Source organism: Sphingomonas morindae (assembly GCF_023822065.1).
GTDB lineage: Bacteria > Pseudomonadota > Alphaproteobacteria > Sphingomonadales > Sphingomonadaceae > Solisphingomonas > Solisphingomonas morindae.
In genome coordinates this window covers 2,585,497-2,600,946 of sequence record NZ_CP084930.1, presented here as the reverse complement: position 1 = coordinate 2,600,946, position 15,450 = coordinate 2,585,497, and the positions used below count along the sequence as shown (strand labels likewise).

Below are 15,450 nucleotides of genomic sequence, written 5' to 3'. Positions count from 1 at the left end.
CCCTCTAAGTCCGCTTGGCTGTGCGCGTTCCCGAGGAGTCTCCATGCCCGGCGCCGAACTACGTCCCGATGTCGCAACCTTTCTCGGCTATCTCAATGCCCTGCCCGGCCCACGCATCTGGGAGGTCTCCGCCCCGGAAGCGCGCGCCATGACGCTGGCGATGCGCGGCGTCGCCGATCTCGAGACCGGGCCGCTGGCCGTGATGCGCGATCTGGAGATGCCGGGCATCGCCGGCCCGATCCGGCTGCGCCTCTATGATGCGCGAATCGAGCGCGCGCCCGGACCGGTGATCCTCTTCTATCATGGCGGCGGCTGGGTGCTGGGCGATCTCGACGGCTATGATCCGCCCTGCGCCGAGATGGCGCGCCGCCTCGATCTGCCCGTGATCTCGGTCGACTATCGGCTCGCGCCCGAACATCCCTGGCCCGCCGGACCCGACGATTGCGAGGCCGCCGCGCGCTGGGTGGCGACCGCGCCCGAGGCGCTGGGGCTGCGGCCGACGGATCTGCTGCTCGCCGGCGACAGCGCGGGCGGCAATCTCGCCATCGTCACCGCCATGGCGCTGCGCGATGAGCCGGCGGCGCTGCCGGTGCGCGCGCATTGGGCGATCTACCCCGCCACCGATCTCGGCCGCCGCTACCCGTCGCACGCCGCCTTCGCGCGCGACTATTTCCTCACGCACGAGGGGATCCAGTGGTTCGCGGACAGCTATGCCCCGGATCCCGGCCATTGGCGCGCCTCGCCGCTGGCGGGCGATCTGGCCGGGCTGTCGCCGGCGCTGATCACCACCGCCGGGCTCGATCCGCTGCGCGACCAGGGCCGCGCCTATGCCGCCGGGCTGGCGCAGGCGGGCGTCGCGGTCAGCTATCGCGAGGCGGCCGGCACGATTCATGGCTTCATCAACCTGCGCAAGGCGATCCCCTCGGCCCAGCAGGATTTCCACGCCCATCTCGCGACCTTCGGGGCGCTGATCGCGGAGCTGCGGCCATGACCGACCTGCCCTATCGCCCCGCCGCCGGCATCATGCTGGTCAACCGCGCCGGCAAGGTCTTTGTCGGCCAGCGGATCGATACCACGATCGAGGCGTGGCAGATGCCGCAGGGCGGCCTCGATCCCGGCGAGGATGCGCAGGCGGGCGCGCTGCGCGAGCTGGAGGAGGAAACCGGCATCCCCGCCCGGCTGGTGGAGATCATCACGCGGGCGCCGCAGGAATTTCTATACGATCTGCCGCCCGATCTGATCGGCCGCGTGTGGAAGGGCCGCTATCGCGGCCAGCGCCAGATCTGGTATCTGATGCGCTTCCTCGGCGCCGACACGGACATCACGCTCGACATGCCCCATCCCGAGTTCCGCGCCTGGAAATGGGCCGATCCGGCCGAGCTTGCCGATATGATCGTGCCGTTCAAGCGCCAGCTCTATCTGGATGTGGTGGCCGCGCTCGCGCCGCTGATCCCGCGCGCGGCCTGATCCGGCCGATGCAGCGAATCCGCACCGGCCGCGCGTTCGCGGCGCTGGCGGCGACGTGCGCCGGCGCGGCCGCGCACGCGCAGGAGGAGAGCGCGCTCGCCCGGCCCGAGCCCGAGGTGCCGATCCTGTGGCTGGCGCCGCCGCCCGCCGCCGAGCCCGCGCCCGAGGAGCGCCGGCTGCCGCTGCTCACGCTGCTGATCCCGCCCCCGCCCAGCCCCAACGCCATGGCGCTGCCGCCGGCCGCCCGCGCGCTGCTGGAACGCGCGATGGCGGACGGATCGCCCGAAAGCTTCGCCGCCGTCGCCAAGCTGGCGCGCGACATGTATCCTTCCGGCGGCGGCCAGATCGATGCGCTCAGCGCCGAGAATGAGGCCAAGATCGCCGAGAAGAAGGCCGCCGACGCGCGCGAAAAGGCCGATGCGCTCGCCGCCGCCACCTTCCTCGACAATTGGAAGGGCGAGGCCGAGCTTGGCGCCTCGCTCGCCACGGGCAACAGCCGCGCCGTGGGCCTGTACGGCGCGTTCAAGGCCAATAAGGAAGGGCTGCGCTGGCGGCACGCGCTCACCGCCCGCGCCGACTATGCCGAAACGGACGGCATCGCCACCACCGAGCGCATCGTCGCCTCGTACCAGCCGCGCTACAAGGTGACCGAGCGGCTCTATTTCTACGGGATCGCCCAGTTCGAGCATGATCGCTTCCTGGGCTATGACCAGCGCTACACAACGGGCCCCGGCCTTGGCTACACGCTCTTCCCCGGTCCGCGGTTCAAGCTGGACATCGAGGGCGGCCCGGCGGCGCGGCGGACCGTCTATATCGATGCCGATCCGCGCTGGTCGGCGGCGGCGCGCGGCTCGGTCAGCCTGGTGTGGAAGCCGAGCAGCTGGCTCACGCTCAACAGCGACAGCGCGCTGTATCTGGAGCGTCGCAACAGCAATATCTCGTCCACCACCTCGCTCGACAGCCGGCTGATCGGGCCGCTCAAGGCGCGCCTCTCCTACACGCTCACCTATGAGCAGGACACGCCCGACGTGTCCAAGAACGCCAACACGCTGAGCCGTGTCTCGCTGGTGTACGACTTCTGACAAGGGCCCGGCGGGTCGATTTGCCCGGCGGGATGCGGCGCGCTAGACGGGTTCATGGTCGAGGGGATGGGACGCGCCACGCGCGCGGCATTGGAGAGGATGGCGGCCGAGCCGTTGCTCGAGCGCACGCTCGCCTGGGCGGCGATCAACAGCGGCACGGATAATCTGCCCGGCCTCGCCACCCAGGCCGCCCGCCTCGCCGATGCCTTTTCCGGTCTGCCGGGCACGCTGGCGCTGGTGCCCGCCGATCCGGTGGAGAGCGTGTCCGCGACGGGCGAGATCGTGACGGTGGCGCGCGGTGCGCATCTGCATCTCCGCGTCCGGCCGGACGCGCCGGTGCAGGTGCTGCTCACCGGCCATATGGACACGGTCTACCCCGCCGACAGCCCCTTCCAGACCTGCCGGATTCGCGCGGACGGGCTGGTCAACGGTCCGGGGGTGGCCGATATGAAGGGCGGCCTCTCGGTGATGCTGGCCGCGCTGACGGGGCTGGAGACCAGCCCGCTCGCCGCCCGGATCGGCTATGAGCTGGTGATCAATTCGGATGAGGAAACCGGCTCGCAGGGCTCGGCCGCGCTGCTGCGCTCCGCCGCGCGCGGCAAATGCGCCTCGCTCACCTTCGAGCCCGCGACGCGGCCGGACGGCACGCTGGCGGGCGCGCGGCCGGGCAGCGGCAATCTCGCGCTGGTGGTGCGGGGGCGCAGCGCCCATGCCGGCCGCAATCCGGAAGACGGCCGCAACGCGCTCGTCGCCGCCGCCGATTGCGCGCTGCGCCTCGCCCGCGCGGCGGCGCCCGGGCTCAGCATCAATCCGGCGCGCATCGATGGCGGCGGCCCCACCAATGTCGTGCCCGATCGCGCGGTGCTACGCGTCAATCTGCGCCCCGCCACGCCGGCGCGCCAGGCCGAGGCGGAAGCGCTGCTCGCCGCCACCATCGCCGATGTCGCGGCGGCGCATCAGGTGTCGATCACCTGCCATGGCGGCTTCGCCCGTCCGCCCAAGCCGCTGGACGCCGGCGCCGAGCGGCTGCTGGCGCTGGTGCGCGCCTGTGGCGCCGCGCTGGGCCAGGAGATTGGCTGGGCCCCCTCGGGCGGGGTGTGCGACGGCAATATCATCGCCGCCTGCGGCGTTCCGGTGGTGGATACGCTGGGCGTGCGCGGCGGCGCCATCCATTCGGAGGAGGAATATCTGATCCCCGCGTCGCTTTCCGAACGGGCCCGGCTTACCGGCCTGATCCTGCTGAGCCTGGCAGAGCGAGGCCTGGCATGAGCTTCCGCGTGCGCGCCGCCCGCCCGGACGATCTGGATGCGCTGTACGAGCTCGCCAAGCTGACCGGCGGCGGCTTCACCAACCTGCCGCCCGACCGCGACGCGCTCGCGGGACGGCTCGGCCGCTCCGCCGCCGCCTATGCCAAGAGCGAGGATGGGCCGGGCGACGATCTCTACGTGCTCATGCTCGAGGAGTGCGAGACGGGCCAGGTGCGCGGCACGGCGCAGGTCTTCTCGCAGATCGGCCAGCATTGGCCCTTCTACAGCTACCGGCTCGGCACGCTCACCCAGTCCAGCCGCGAGCTGGGCCGCACCTTCCGCGCCGAGATGCTGTCGCTCACCACCGATCTGGAGGGCGCGTCCGAAGTGGGCGGCCTGTTCCTCCACCCACGCGAACGGGCCGGCGGGCTCGGCCAGCTGCTGGCGCGCGCGCGCTATCTCTTCATCCGCCGCCACCGTGCGCGCTTCACCGCCCGCGTCATCGCCGAGCTGCGCGGCGTGATCGACGAGGCGGGCGGCTCGCCCTTCTGGGACGGGCTCGCCGGCAAATTCTTCGGCATGAGCTTTCAGGAAGCCGATCAGTTCAATGCCGTTCACGGCAACCAGTTCATCGCCGATCTCATGCCAAAGCACCCGATCTACACCGCCATGCTCCCCGAAAGCGCGCGCCACGTGATGGGCCTGCCCCATCCCACCGGCCGCGCGGCGATGCGGATGCTCGAGGTGGAGGGCTTCTCGCACGAGGGCTATATCGACATTTTCGACGGCGGCCCGACCATGGCGGCCGCGACCGACTCGATCCGCACCGTGCGCAACGCTGAGACGGCGCGGCTGGTGGCGGGCGATGGCGAGGGCGGCAGCCATGCGCTGGTCGCCGCCGGCCGGCTCGAGACATTCCGCGTGGTGCAGGCGCTCGTCAGCGCCCGCGAGGACGGCATCGCGCTCGATCCGCAGGGGGCGGCGCTGCTCGGCGCGGCGCCGGGCGAGGAGGTGCTGCATGTCGCGCGCTGAGATGGTCGAGATCAATTTCGACGGCATTGTCGGGCCGACGCACAATTATGCCGGGCTCAGCCTCGGCAATCTCGCGGCGACCCGACATGCCGGCGCGGCGTCGCGCCCGCGCGCCGCCGCGCTGCAGGGCATCGCCAAGATGCGCGCCAATCTCCGGCTCGGCCTGCGTCAGGGCATTTTGCTGCCGCACCGCCGCCCCAACCCGGATTGGCTCGCCGCGCTCGGCACCGACGCGGCGCACGCCGGCCCGCTCTGCCCGGTGGCGAGCTCGGCCTCCGCCATGTGGGCGGCCAACGCCGCCACCGTCTCGCCCGCGCCCGATACCGCCGACGGGCGCTGCCATCTGAGCGTCGCCAATCTCGTCACCATGGCGCATCGCAGCCATGAATGGCCCGAGACGCTGGCGCAGCTGCGGCTCGCCTTCGCCGACGAACGCCATTTCGCCGTCCACGGTCCGGTGCCCCCGCCCTTTGGCGACGAAGGCGCCGCCAATCATATGCGGCTCTGCCCCGCCCATGATGCGCCGGGGGTGGAGGTGTTCGTGTATGGCGAGGCGGGTGGCCCGTTCCCCGCGCGTCAGCATCGCGAGGCGAGCCTCGCCGTCGCCCGCCGCCATGGCGTCACCGCGCCGCTCTTCGTGCGCCAGTCGGAGGCGGCGATCGCCGCCGGCGCCTTCCACAATGACGTGGTCGCCGTCGCCAACGGGCCGGTGCTCTTCACGCACGAACAGGCGTTCGACGACAAGGAGAGCTTCTACGCGGCCTTGCGCGCGCGCGTGCCCGGCGTCGAGATCATCGAGGTGCCGGCCGGGGCGATCAGCCTTGCCGACGCGGTGGCGAGCTACTTGTTCAACGCCCAGCTCGTCACCCTGGCGGATGGCGGCATGGCGCTGATCCTGCCCGAGGAAGCGCAGCACCTGCCGCGCGTCTGGCAATGGCTGGAGGCGCTGGTGGCCGGCAATGGCCCGATCCGCCGCCTGGTGCCGGTGGACGTGCGCGAATCCATGGCCAATGGCGGCGGCCCGGCCTGTCTGCGGCTGCGCGTCGTGTGCGATCCTTCGACGGTGGATCCGCGCTTTCTGATGGACGAGGCGCGGCTCGACGCGATCGCCGCCGTGATCGCGGCGCACTGGCCCGAGCGACTCGATCCCGAGACGCTGCCCGCGCGCGGCGCCTGGCCCGAGGCGATCGCCGCGCGCGCCGCGCTGCTCGAGGCGCTCGACCTCGGATCTCTCCTTTAGGGGCTGCCACAGCGCGCGCTTAAGTAAATTCAAATCAGCTGCTTACACTTGGGACACCTTGTCCCGTTTCGATCACCGCCGCTCTGCCTCGGCTCTTTACGAGCCATTAAGCCGGTGGTGCGAGGGGATCATGCATAGCATCGGGTGGGGACCTGAGATGTCCAAGAGTTTTGAGCTGCCGACCGACAAGCGCGAGCGGCGTCGTCAGCTGCTGCTACTGTCGGCCGAGATGGATTTTCTGGATGGCCGCCGCCGCGTCCATCTGCTCAACATCTCGCAGACCGGCGCCAAGCTGGATTGCGATCAGGTGCCGGTGCCCGGCGAGCCGGTGACGCTGCGCTGCGGCACGCTCGCCGTCCCCGGCCGCGCCGCCTGGGTGGATGGCAACCGCTTCGGCGTCGCCTTCGACAAGCCGATCGATTCGGGCGAGATCGCCATGCGGGGCCAGCAGCATCTCGCCAGCTGACCCGCCGCGCGGCGGCGTCAGGATACGCCGCCGCGCCGCAATTTGAGCCGGGGCACGCCCTCGGACTTGCGCAAGGCCGCGCCGCGCCCGGACAGCGACGGGTTCGTCATGAAATAGCGATGCAGGTTGAACGGCTTGCCGCCCGCGTTGGTGACGCGGGTGTAGCTGCCATCGGCGTTGAGCGTCCAGCTCTGCTCGGTATCGATCAGATTGGCGACCATCACCTGGCCGAGAATCTGCTCGTGCACCGTCTCGTTGGTGATCGGCAGCATATATTCCACCCGCCGATCGAAATTGCGCGGCATCCAGTCGGCCGAGGAGATGAACACCTTGGCCTCGTTGCTCGGCAGGGCGTGGCCGTCGCCGAAGCAGAGGATGCGGCTATGCTCGAGGAAGCGACCGATCACCGATTTGACGCGGATATTGTCGCTCAGCCCCGGCACCCCCGGCCGCAGGCAGCAGATGCCGCGCACGATCAGATCGATCTGCACCCCCGCCGCCGAGGCGCGATACAGTTTCTCGATGATCGCGGGATCGACGAGCGAATTCATCTTCGCCCAGATGGTGCCGGGGCGGCCGGCGCGGACATGGTCGATCTCGGCATCGATCATATTGGCCAGCGTCTCGCGCAGGCCGTGCGGCGAGATGGTGACCGCGCCGAGATGCTGCGGCTCGACATAGCCGGTGATATAGTTGAACACCTGCGCCGCATCGCGCCCGATCACGGGATCGGCGGTGAAGAAGCTCAGATCGGTATAGATGCGCGCCGTGATCGGGTGGTAATTGCCCGTGCCGAAGTGGCAGTAGGTGCGGAACTGGCCATTCTCGCGGCGCACGACCATCGAAATCTTGGCGTGCGTTTTCCAGTCGATGAAGCCGTACACCACCTGCACGCCGGCCCGCTCCAGCTGGGCGGCCCACATGATATTCTGTTCCTCGTCGAACCGCGCCTTGAGCTCGACCACGGCGGTGACCGACTTGCCCGCCTCGGCGGCGTCGATCAGCGCGCGGATGATCGCCGATTGCTTGCCGGCGCGGTACAGCGTCTGCTTGATCGCCACCACGTCCGGATCCTGCGCCGCCTGGCGCAGAAAGGCGATCACCACCTCGAAACTTTCATAGGGATGGTGGACGACGATATCCTTGTCGCGGATCGCGGCGAAGCAATCGCCGCCATGTTCGCGGATCCGCTCCGGAAAGCGCGCCGTAAAGGGCGGCCATTTCAGATCGGGCCGGTTCTCGTCGACCAGCTGCTCCAGATCGCAGACGCCGAGAAAGCCGGTGGCCTGGGACGAGGTGAGCGCGGTGCCCGTGTCGATCTGCTCGGTCACCAGCTCGGCCAGCTCGGCCGGCATGCCCGTTTCCATGCGCAGGCGGATCACGCGGCCGCGCCGGCGCCGCTTGATCGCCGTATGGAAGAAGCGGACCAGATCCTCCGCCTCTTCCTCGATCTCGATATCGCTGTCGCGGATGACGCGGAAGGCGCCCTCGCCGAGCAGCGCATAGCCCGGGAAGAGCAGCCCCGAAAAGCGCCGGATCACCGCCTCCACCGCGATATAGCGGGCGCGCTCGCCCGGCAGGCGAATGAAGCGCGGCAGCGTCGGCGGGATCATCAGCAGCTCGCGGATCGGCTCGCCATCGGCCAGCCGCTTCAGATCGAAAACGAGGCTGAACCCCTTATTGGGGATGAAGGGAAAGGGATGGGCGGGATCCAGCGCCTGGGGCGTGAGCACGGGCAGGACCTGATCGCGGAAATGCTGCTCCAGCCACTCGGCCTGCTCGTCCGGCACGTCGTTCTGGCCGAGGATATGGAAATCATGCGCGGCGAGTTCCTCGCGCAGCGCATTGAGCACGTCCTGCTGGCGCAGCATCAGCTGGTCCGCGCTTTCGACGATGGCGGCAAGCTGCTGGCCCGGCGTCAGCCCGTCGGCGGAGAGCTGCTCGACGCCGTTGATCTGCTGGCCGCGCAGGCCGGCGACTCGGACCATGAAGAATTCGTCGAGATTGTTGCCGGAGATGGAGAGGAAGCGCAGCCGCTCGAGCAGCGGATGGGCGGGGTTGCAGGCTTCGTCCAGCACCCGGCCGTTGAAGGCCAGCCACGAAAGCTCGCGGTTGAAATAGCGCTGGCGCGGCGCCACCGGCTCGACCGCGGCCTCCGACTTCTGGCGCGCCTGGGTGTCGGCGGCGGCCGATGCGATGCTCTCCGCCGTGGCGGGGACCAGCGCCTCGGCCGCGACAAGACGCGCCTCGGCTTCGGCAAGGCTTTGGGTTTGGGGCTGTTCTGCTTCAGACATGGCGTTCGTCCTAAACCATCCCCGATGAAGGCTCGATGACGCCGCCGCCGAGCGCGGCGCGCGCCAAGGCCAGCGTGACGCCGCGCCGGCTGGCCAGCGCCGCCCGATCCAGCGCGTCGATCGCCGCGCCGATGGCGACATAGCTGCGCTCGATCCGCCGGGCGAGCCAGTCGGTGACGGCGGGCGGCGCGGCGAGGCCGCGGCGCGCCAGCCCGCGCTCCAACAAGGCGCGCAGCAGCGCGTCGTCGGGCTCGGCGATCGCGACGCGCGGGCTCGCCGCCAGCCGCGAGGCGAGATCCGGCAGCGCGATCGCCCAGGCCGGCGGCGGCGCGTCGGCGACGATCAGCAGCGGCCGGCGGCTCGCCATGGCGGCGTTCCAGGCGTGGAACAGGCTTTCCTCGGGCGCCGCCCAGCCATTGTCGATCAGCCGGCCGCCCGTCTTGGCGGCGAAGAGCCGGCCGAGCAGGCTCCGGCCCGACTTGCGCGGACCGGTCAACAGCGTGATCGGCACCGGCCAGAGCGCCCAATGTTCGAGATGGCGGATCGCCGCGGCATTGGCGTCCGAGACAATGAAATCCGCGTCGCCCTCGTCCTCCGGCCAGTCGAGCGGCAGCGCGAACTGGTTCACGGCCGGCCGTCGCCCGCGCCGCCGCCGCGTCGCATCCGCAGCGTCGCGCCCTCGCCTTCCAGCCGCCAGCCGCGCGCCGCCAGCGCCAGCCGCAGCGCCGCCGCATCGCCCGGCGCGCTGAAGCTGACGATCGAGGTGCCGCCGAGCGCGAGGCTCGTCACCGTCGGCGCGCTTCCGCCCGGCACGCTGCGCAGCGCCGCCAGCGCCTGGTCCAGCGCGGCGGCATCGGCGCTGTCCACCTGCAGGGTGAAGGCGGTGGTCGCCGGTGGTGGCGTGGCGGACTGATCCACCACCGTGGCCAGCGGATCCTCGCCATCGTCGGCGATCAGATCCTCCTCGGGCGCCGGCGCCGCCTCCTCGATCGTCAGCGACGGATCGGGCGCGAGGCGATGATCGGCGAGCGCCTCGGTATAGAGCACGTCGAGCTGGTGTACGCCCTGATCCAGCATGGCGGGCAGCGCCTCGCTGTTGGGCGCGGTGAGCACGAAGCTGCCCAGCAGCGTCGCATCGGGGCCGTGGCGCGCGGCGAAGCGCGCCCAGATCGGGCCGCCCGGATAGCGGCGACGCAGCCACACCTCGGGCACCACCACATCGGCCGCGCCATATTGATCGAGCAGCGTCCGCCACCAGATCCGCCCCGGGCGCCGCGTCTGGCCGAGCTGGAGCAGCAGCGGATCGGCGCCCGTGCCCACCGGCCGCACATAATCGATCGCGCTGCCGCCCGCGCGGAAGCGCGCCCACGCCTTTTGCCAGGCGGTGCGGACCTCGAAGCTCTGCGGGCCGCCGCCGCTATATTCGATCGGGATCACGAGCATCGGCGCGCTGTGCGGGGTCGCGCCGCCCGCGCCCAGATAGCCGCCCGTGCGGCCGCGATCGAACAAGATGGCCAGGCTGGCGATATAACGGTGCGGGCCGATCTGCTCCTGCTCCACCTCGATCCCGGCCACGATCGAATCGAGCGTGCCATCGGGCAGGCGCGGCGCGGCATCGGGGGCGGCGCCATGGGTGCGCGCCCACAGCACGCGCCAGCCGCGCCGTTGCGCCTCGCGCCAGCCGGCGGCGCGCGCCTCGTCGGCGGTGCGGCCGGCGATATCCACCCGGACGCCCGTCACCTCGAAATTGGAGGAGCTGTCGATCGGCGGCACGCCGCGCTCGCCCGGCGCGAGCTGGGCGGTGGCGAACCAGCCGGCCAGCGCGAGCGTGCCGAGGCCGGCGGCGATCGCGGCGGCGCGCAGCGGCGGAAGCGGAAGTCGGGCGGCGATGCTCACCCCGCCCTTCTGGCGACTTGGCCGTGGAAATCCAAGAGCGATGTCGCTATCGCCCGGCCATGGACGAAGAGCAGAGCTATACCTACGAGAAGGCCGGCGTCTCCATCGCCGCCGGCAATGCGCTGGTGAAGGCGATCGGGCCGCTGGCGCGCGCCACGCGGCGCCCCGGCGCGGATGCCGAGCTGGGCGGCTTTGGCGGCTTTTTCGATCCGCGCGCGGCGGGCTTCAAGGATCCGCTGCTCGTCGCCGCCAATGACGGCGTGGGCACCAAGCTCAAGCTCGCGATCGACAGCGGCCGGCATGACGGCGTCGGCGTCGATCTCGTCGCCATGTGCGCCAATGATCTCGTGGTCCAAGGCGCCGAACCGCTCTTCTTCCTCGATTATTTCGCCACGGGCCGGCTGGATGGCGCGATCGCCGAGCGCGTCGTCGCGTCGATCGCGGAGGGTTGCCTGCAGGCCGGCTGCGCGCTGATCGGCGGCGAGACGGCCGAGATGCCCGGCATGTACGCCGATGGCGATTATGATCTGGCCGGCTTCTGTGTCGGCGCGGTCGAGCGCGGCGAGCAGCTGACCGGCGATCGCGTGGCGGCGGGCGACATCCTGCTCGGCCTCGCCTCTTCGGGGGTGCATTCCAACGGCTTCTCGCTGGTCCGCCGGCTCGCCGCCGATCGCGGCTGGAAGCTGGACCGGCCCGCGCCCTTCGACATCGAGACGCTGCTGATCGACGCGCTGATGGCGCCGACGCGCATCTATGTGAAGCCGCTCCTGCCGCTGATCCGCGCGGGCGAAATCCACGCGCTCGCCCATATCACCGGAGGCGGCCTGCTGGAGAACATCCCCCGCGTACTGCCCGAGGGGCTGCACGCGCAGGTCGATGCCGGCGCCTGGCCGCAAAGCCCGCTGATGGGCTATCTCCAGGCGCAGGGCCGGATCGCGCCGGGCGAAATGGCACGCACCTTCAATTGCGGGATCGGCATGGTGCTGGCGGTCGCGCCCGATCGCGCGGCCCCGGTGGCGGCCGCGCTGGCGGCGGCGGGGGAGACGGTGCACCGCATCGGCCATATCGCCGCCGGCCCGCGCGGCTGCACCGTCGCCGGGCCGGCGGAAAGCTGGGCGACGCGCGACGCCTGGTCCGCCAGCCACAGCGCCTGAGGCGCGCATCATGGGGCGCAGGCGCGTCGGCGTGCTGATCTCGGGGCGCGGCTCCAATCTGCGCGCGCTTCTCGAGGCGGAGCAGGACGCCTATGCCATCGCGCTGGTCGTCTCCAACAGGCCCGATGCACCCGGCCTCGCCATCGCGCGCGCGGCGGGCGTGCCGGTGCACGCGCCCGCGCCCGATGGCCGCGGCCGTGCCGCCTGGGAAGCCGAGGCCGACGCCGCGCTGCGGGCGGCCGGTGTCGAGCTGGTCGCGCTCGCGGGCTATATGCGCATCCTCTCGCCGGCCTTCGTCGCCGGCTGGGAGGGGCGGATGGTGAATATCCATCCCTCGCTGCTGCCGCTCTATAAGGGGCTCGATACCCATGCCCGCGCGATCGCGGCGGGCGATGCCGAGGGCGGCTGTTCGGTCCATCTCGTCACCGCCGCGCTCGACGACGGGCCGGTGCTGGCGCAGGCGCGCGTGCCGATCCATGCCGGCGACACGCCCGAAACGCTGGCGGCGCGGGTGTTGGTGGAGGAGCATCGCCTGTATCCGCGCGCCCTCGCCGAACTGGCGCGCGGGCTTTAAGGCTGCAAGGCGCCGCGGCGCGGCGCGAGGAGGTGCGGAGCATGAGCGGGACGCGCAGATCACGGTTGCGCTGGGTGACGGTGGGCGAAGCGGTGGCGATCGCGGCGGTGCTGATCTCGGGCCTGGGCCTGTGGAACAGCTGGCAGGATCGCCGTGAGCAGCATCAGGAAAAGGCGATCGAGGCGGCCCGCGCGCATTCGCCGCGCGCCTTCGCGCTGCGCGCCAGCCCCAATGAAGATGGCTCGACGCTGACGCTCACCGCGGTTGGCGGCGATCAGGTGGTGCAGGGCCAGACGATCCGTTTCCCGCCCGCCTTCAAGCTGCCGGCGGCCACCACCACGGGCGATGCGCGGATCGAGGCGGGCTGGTTCGCCGATGCGCTCAAGGCCGATCGCAAGCGCCGCGCGCTGCCCGACGAGAGCCGCGGCGACGAGCGGCTGCCGGTGCTGATCGAGACCGACTATCTGGAGGACGGCCAGCCCCGCCACGCGCGCGCGCTGTACGATCTCGGCTATGCGCTCGAAGGCCGCTTCCTGCGCGGCGCGGCGGTGCGGATGCGCGGCCTGTCGCTGATCGGCACGCCGCCGGCCGGCAGCGCCGCCGCCGATCGCCGGCTCGACACGCTGTGGACGGCGCGCGCCGGCGCGCCCAAGCCCTGAGCGCGGGCGATGCTGCGCCTGATCCGCTGGTCGCTGCGCCTGGGGCTGGGCTTCGTGCTCGTCTCGGTGGGGCTGGTGCTCGTCTACCGGCTGGTGCCGCCGCCCGTCACCCTCACCATGCTGGCCAATGCCGCCGATGGGCGCGGCATCAGCAAGGATTGGATGCCGCTGTCGCGCATCGATCCCACCATGGCGCGCGCGGCGATCGCCGCCGAGGATGGCCGCTTCTGCCTGCACCACGGCTTCGACGTGGCGGCGATGCAGAAGGCCTTCGCCGCCAACGCCCAGGGCCGCAAGCTGCGCGGCGGCTCGACGATCAGCCAGCAGACCGCCAAGAATGTGTTTCTCTGGCAGGGCCGCTCCTATGTGCGGAAAATCTTCGAGGCCTGGTTCACCGCGCTGATCGAGCTTCTCTGGGGCAAGCGGCGGATCATGGAAGTCTATCTGAACGTGATCGAGACGGGCATCGGCACCTATGGCGTCAATGCCGGGGCGCAGCGCTATTTCCATCATGATGCCAGCCATATGAGCGCGAGCGAGGCGGCCCGCATGGCGGCCGTTTTCCCGCTGCCCAAAAGGCGCGGCGCGGTGGCGCCAGCGGGCTATGTGCGGCGCTACGGCAACCGCATCGCGGCGCGCATCGGGGTGGTGCGGCGCGACGATCTGGATGGCTGTCTGCGCCGCTAAGCTGGCCAAGCGCCGCCGGGCTCCTATATGGGTATCAGAAAGGAACGCACGTCGGTTTCGCGCGTCCGAACCGGAGAGGCCAAGATGCCCACGGAATTTGCCCATGTCGGTTCATCAGCGGCTGGCTCTCTTGTCAGCTAGATCCTTTCTCCGCCCTAGACGGCGCGGCCTCGCCTCGATCAACGCCGAGGCGCGCGACGGCATCGTGCCGGCGGCGGATAATCTCGCCACCACGCCCGATCTCGGCGCGGGCGAGCGCAGCAGCGGCAATTACCGCACCATCGCGCTGATCGTCGCCTGCGCGCTCTTCATGGAATTCCTCGACGCGACCGTGCTCGCCACCGCGCTGCCCACCATGGCGCGCGATTTCGGCGTGAGCGCGCCCTCGATGAGCGTCGCGCTTACCGCCTATCTGCTCGCGCTCGCCATCTTCATCCCCGCCTCGGGCACGGCGGCGGACCGCTTCGGCGCGCGGCTGGTGTTCCGGGCCGCGATCCTCCTGTTCGTCGGCGGATCGATCGCCTGCGGGCTCGCGCCGAGCCTGGAGGCGATCGTGGCGGCGCGCTTCGTGCAGGGCATGGGCGGCGCGATGATGATCCCGGTCGGCCGGCTGGTGCTGCTGCGGTCGGTCGCCAAGCGCGACATGGTGTCGGCCATGTCGTGGCTGCTGGTGCCGGCGCTGATCGGCCCCATCATCGGTCCGCCGCTCGGCGGCTTCATCGTCACCTATCTCGATTGGCGGTGGATCTTCTGGATCAATCTGCCGATCGGCGTGCTCGGCGTGGTGCTGGTCAGCCTGTTCATCCCCGATGTGCGCGAGGATGTCGGGCGGCGCTTCGATGGAATCGGCTTTCTCCTCAGCGGCGTGTCGCTGGGCTGCCTGCTGTTCGGCTTCGAAATGTCCAGCCGCCCCGGCGAGGGCCGCGTCGCCGCGCTGCTGGTGGCGATCGGCCTCGTCTTCGGCGCGCTCTACATCCGCCATGCCCGGCGCCATGTCGCGCCCATCCTCGATCTGTCGCTGATGCGGATCGAGACGTTCCGCCTCTCCGTGATCGGCGGCTCGCTCACGCGCATCACCCAGGGCGCGCACCCCTTTCTGCTGCCGCTGATGATGCAGCTGGGCTTCGGCTTCACCGCCGCGCAGAGCGGATCGATCACCGTCGCCACCGCGATCGGCTCGCTCGGCATGAAGGGCGCGGCGCAGCGCGTGCTGCGGCGCTTCGGCTTCCGGCGCGCGCTGCTGGTGCTCGGCGTGCTGGCGACGCTCGGCTATGCGCTGGTCGGGCTGTTCCGCCCGGGCTGGCCGGTGCCGCTGATGTTCGCCGTGCTGGTCGCCTGCGGCTTCCTCATGTCCTTCCAGTTCACCGCCTACAACACGATCGCCTATGACGAGATCGAAAAGCAGCGGATGAGCCAGGCGACCGCCTTCTATTCCACCTTCCAGCAGCTGATGCTCTCGCTCGGCATCTGTATCGGCGCGATCGCGTTGCGCGTGGCGATGACGCTGCATGGCGACGCCCGCCCGCGCTTCGCCGATTTCACGGTCGCCTTCTGGACAGTGACGGCGATCAGCCTCACCGCCGTGCTGGTCAACCGCCGCTTCGATCCCGAGGCCGGCGCCGAGATCAGCGGCCATGAGAGCTGACGCGAGC

Annotated in this window: 15 protein-coding genes; 12 read left to right on the top strand and 3 right to left on the bottom strand. The window is 70.7% G+C overall.

From position 1 onward, the window contains the following. Positions 1 to 43 precede the first annotated feature (43 nt). The 7 genes from LHA26_RS12720 to LHA26_RS12690 all read left to right on the top strand — a co-directional run bounded on the left by LHA26_RS12720 (position 44) and on the right by LHA26_RS12690 (position 6,534). On the top strand, positions 44 to 991 hold the full coding sequence (locus tag LHA26_RS12720) for an alpha/beta hydrolase (protein WP_252165972.1): 948 nt from the start codon (positions 44 to 46) through the stop codon (positions 989 to 991). Further along, entirely contained in the window at positions 988 to 1,467 is a 480-nt protein-coding gene (locus LHA26_RS12715) for an RNA pyrophosphohydrolase (RefSeq protein ID WP_252165971.1), read from the top strand. The genes LHA26_RS12720 and LHA26_RS12715 overlap by 4 nt, the downstream gene beginning before the upstream one ends. Before the next feature lie 8 nt (positions 1,468 to 1,475). Beyond that, the gene (locus LHA26_RS12710; protein ID WP_252165970.1) at positions 1,476 to 2,549 is read left to right on the top strand and encodes a DUF481 domain-containing protein; all 1,074 of its coding nucleotides are present in this window, start codon (positions 1,476 to 1,478) and stop codon (positions 2,547 to 2,549) included. Positions 2,550 to 2,603: 54 nt separating this feature from the next. Next, entirely contained in the window at positions 2,604 to 3,818 is a 1,215-nt protein-coding gene (locus LHA26_RS12705) for a hydrolase (RefSeq protein ID WP_252165969.1), read from the top strand. Beyond that, positions 3,815 to 4,828, top strand: a complete 1,014-nt coding sequence (locus tag LHA26_RS12700; RefSeq protein WP_252165968.1) for an arginine N-succinyltransferase — start codon at positions 3,815 to 3,817, stop codon at positions 4,826 to 4,828. The genes LHA26_RS12705 and LHA26_RS12700 overlap by 4 nt, the downstream gene beginning before the upstream one ends. Next, positions 4,815 to 6,068, top strand: a complete 1,254-nt coding sequence (locus tag LHA26_RS12695; RefSeq protein WP_252165967.1) for an N-succinylarginine dihydrolase — start codon at positions 4,815 to 4,817, stop codon at positions 6,066 to 6,068. The genes LHA26_RS12700 and LHA26_RS12695 overlap by 14 nt, the downstream gene beginning before the upstream one ends. Positions 6,069 to 6,225: 157 nt before the next feature. Beyond that, a complete protein-coding gene (locus LHA26_RS12690; RefSeq protein ID WP_252165966.1) occupies positions 6,226 to 6,534 on the top strand; it encodes a PilZ domain-containing protein in 309 nt (102 codons plus the stop codon). Positions 6,535 to 6,551: 17 nt separating this feature from the next. On the opposite strand, the gene LHA26_RS12685 is transcribed toward LHA26_RS12690, so the two are convergent. The 3 genes from LHA26_RS12685 to LHA26_RS12675 are packed head-to-tail and all read right to left on the bottom strand — an operon-like array spanning position 6,552 to position 10,724. Further along, positions 6,552 to 8,828 (bottom strand): RNA degradosome polyphosphate kinase, encoded by a 2,277-nt coding sequence (locus LHA26_RS12685; RefSeq protein ID WP_252165965.1) that lies wholly within the window; start codon positions 8,826 to 8,828, stop codon positions 6,552 to 6,554. Positions 8,829 to 8,838: 10 nt separating this feature from the next. Continuing rightward, on the bottom strand, positions 8,839 to 9,456 hold the full coding sequence (locus LHA26_RS12680; protein ID WP_252165964.1) for an HdaA/DnaA family protein: 618 nt from the start codon (positions 9,454 to 9,456) through the stop codon (positions 8,839 to 8,841). Next, a complete protein-coding gene (locus tag LHA26_RS12675; protein WP_252165963.1) occupies positions 9,453 to 10,724 on the bottom strand; it encodes a heavy-metal-associated domain-containing protein in 1,272 nt (423 codons plus the stop codon). The genes LHA26_RS12680 and LHA26_RS12675 overlap by 4 nt, the downstream gene beginning before the upstream one ends. Positions 10,725 to 10,783: 59 nt before the next feature. Here LHA26_RS12675 and purM point away from each other — a divergent pair, with 59 nt between their 5' ends. The 5 genes from purM to LHA26_RS12650 all read left to right on the top strand — a co-directional run bounded on the left by purM (position 10,784) and on the right by LHA26_RS12650 (position 15,443). Continuing rightward, positions 10,784 to 11,878: a phosphoribosylformylglycinamidine cyclo-ligase gene (gene purM / locus LHA26_RS12670; RefSeq protein ID WP_252165962.1), complete on the top strand. Its 1,095-nt coding sequence runs from the start codon at positions 10,784 to 10,786 to the stop codon at positions 11,876 to 11,878. Between the two features lie 7 nt (positions 11,879 to 11,885). Continuing rightward, on the top strand, positions 11,886 to 12,452 hold the full coding sequence (gene purN / locus LHA26_RS12665; RefSeq protein ID WP_252168385.1) for a phosphoribosylglycinamide formyltransferase: 567 nt from the start codon (positions 11,886 to 11,888) through the stop codon (positions 12,450 to 12,452). A gap of 41 nt (positions 12,453 to 12,493) precedes the next feature. Then, entirely contained in the window at positions 12,494 to 13,111 is a 618-nt protein-coding gene (locus LHA26_RS12660; RefSeq protein ID WP_252165961.1) for a hypothetical protein, read from the top strand. 9 nt (positions 13,112 to 13,120) lie between these two features. Then, positions 13,121 to 13,798 carry a monofunctional biosynthetic peptidoglycan transglycosylase gene (gene mtgA, locus LHA26_RS12655; RefSeq protein WP_252165960.1) on the top strand — a complete coding sequence of 226 codons (678 nt, stop codon included), beginning with the start codon at positions 13,121 to 13,123 and terminating at the stop codon, positions 13,796 to 13,798. Between the two features lie 103 nt (positions 13,799 to 13,901). Continuing rightward, a complete protein-coding gene (locus LHA26_RS12650; RefSeq protein ID WP_252165959.1) occupies positions 13,902 to 15,443 on the top strand; it encodes an MFS transporter in 1,542 nt (513 codons plus the stop codon). The last annotated feature ends 7 nt before the right edge of the window (positions 15,444 to 15,450 follow it).

Bases quoted from the DNA above. Each gene is read 5' to 3' on its own strand.
- LHA26_RS12720 (WP_252165972.1), top strand. From the start codon at position 44: ATGCCCGGCGCCGAACTACGTCCCGATGTCGCAACCTTTCTCGGCTAT.
- LHA26_RS12715 (WP_252165971.1), top strand. From the start codon at position 988: ATGACCGACCTGCCCTATCGCCCCGCCGCCGGCATCATGCTGGTCAAC.
- LHA26_RS12710 (WP_252165970.1), top strand. From the start codon at position 1,476: ATGCAGCGAATCCGCACCGGCCGCGCGTTCGCGGCGCTGGCGGCGACG.
- LHA26_RS12705 (WP_252165969.1), top strand. From the start codon at position 2,604: ATGGTCGAGGGGATGGGACGCGCCACGCGCGCGGCATTGGAGAGGATG.
- LHA26_RS12700 (WP_252165968.1), top strand. From the start codon at position 3,815: ATGAGCTTCCGCGTGCGCGCCGCCCGCCCGGACGATCTGGATGCGCTG.
- LHA26_RS12695 (WP_252165967.1), top strand. From the start codon at position 4,815: ATGTCGCGCGCTGAGATGGTCGAGATCAATTTCGACGGCATTGTCGGG.
- LHA26_RS12690 (WP_252165966.1), top strand. From the start codon at position 6,226: ATGTCCAAGAGTTTTGAGCTGCCGACCGACAAGCGCGAGCGGCGTCGT.
- LHA26_RS12685 (WP_252165965.1), bottom strand. From the start codon at position 8,828: ATGTCTGAAGCAGAACAGCCCCAAACCCAAAGCCTTGCCGAAGCCGAG.
- purM (WP_252165962.1), top strand. From the start codon at position 10,784: ATGGACGAAGAGCAGAGCTATACCTACGAGAAGGCCGGCGTCTCCATC.
- LHA26_RS12660 (WP_252165961.1), top strand. From the start codon at position 12,494: ATGAGCGGGACGCGCAGATCACGGTTGCGCTGGGTGACGGTGGGCGAA.
- mtgA (WP_252165960.1), top strand. From the start codon at position 13,121: ATGCTGCGCCTGATCCGCTGGTCGCTGCGCCTGGGGCTGGGCTTCGTG.
- LHA26_RS12650 (WP_252165959.1), top strand. From the start codon at position 13,902: ATGTCGGTTCATCAGCGGCTGGCTCTCTTGTCAGCTAGATCCTTTCTC.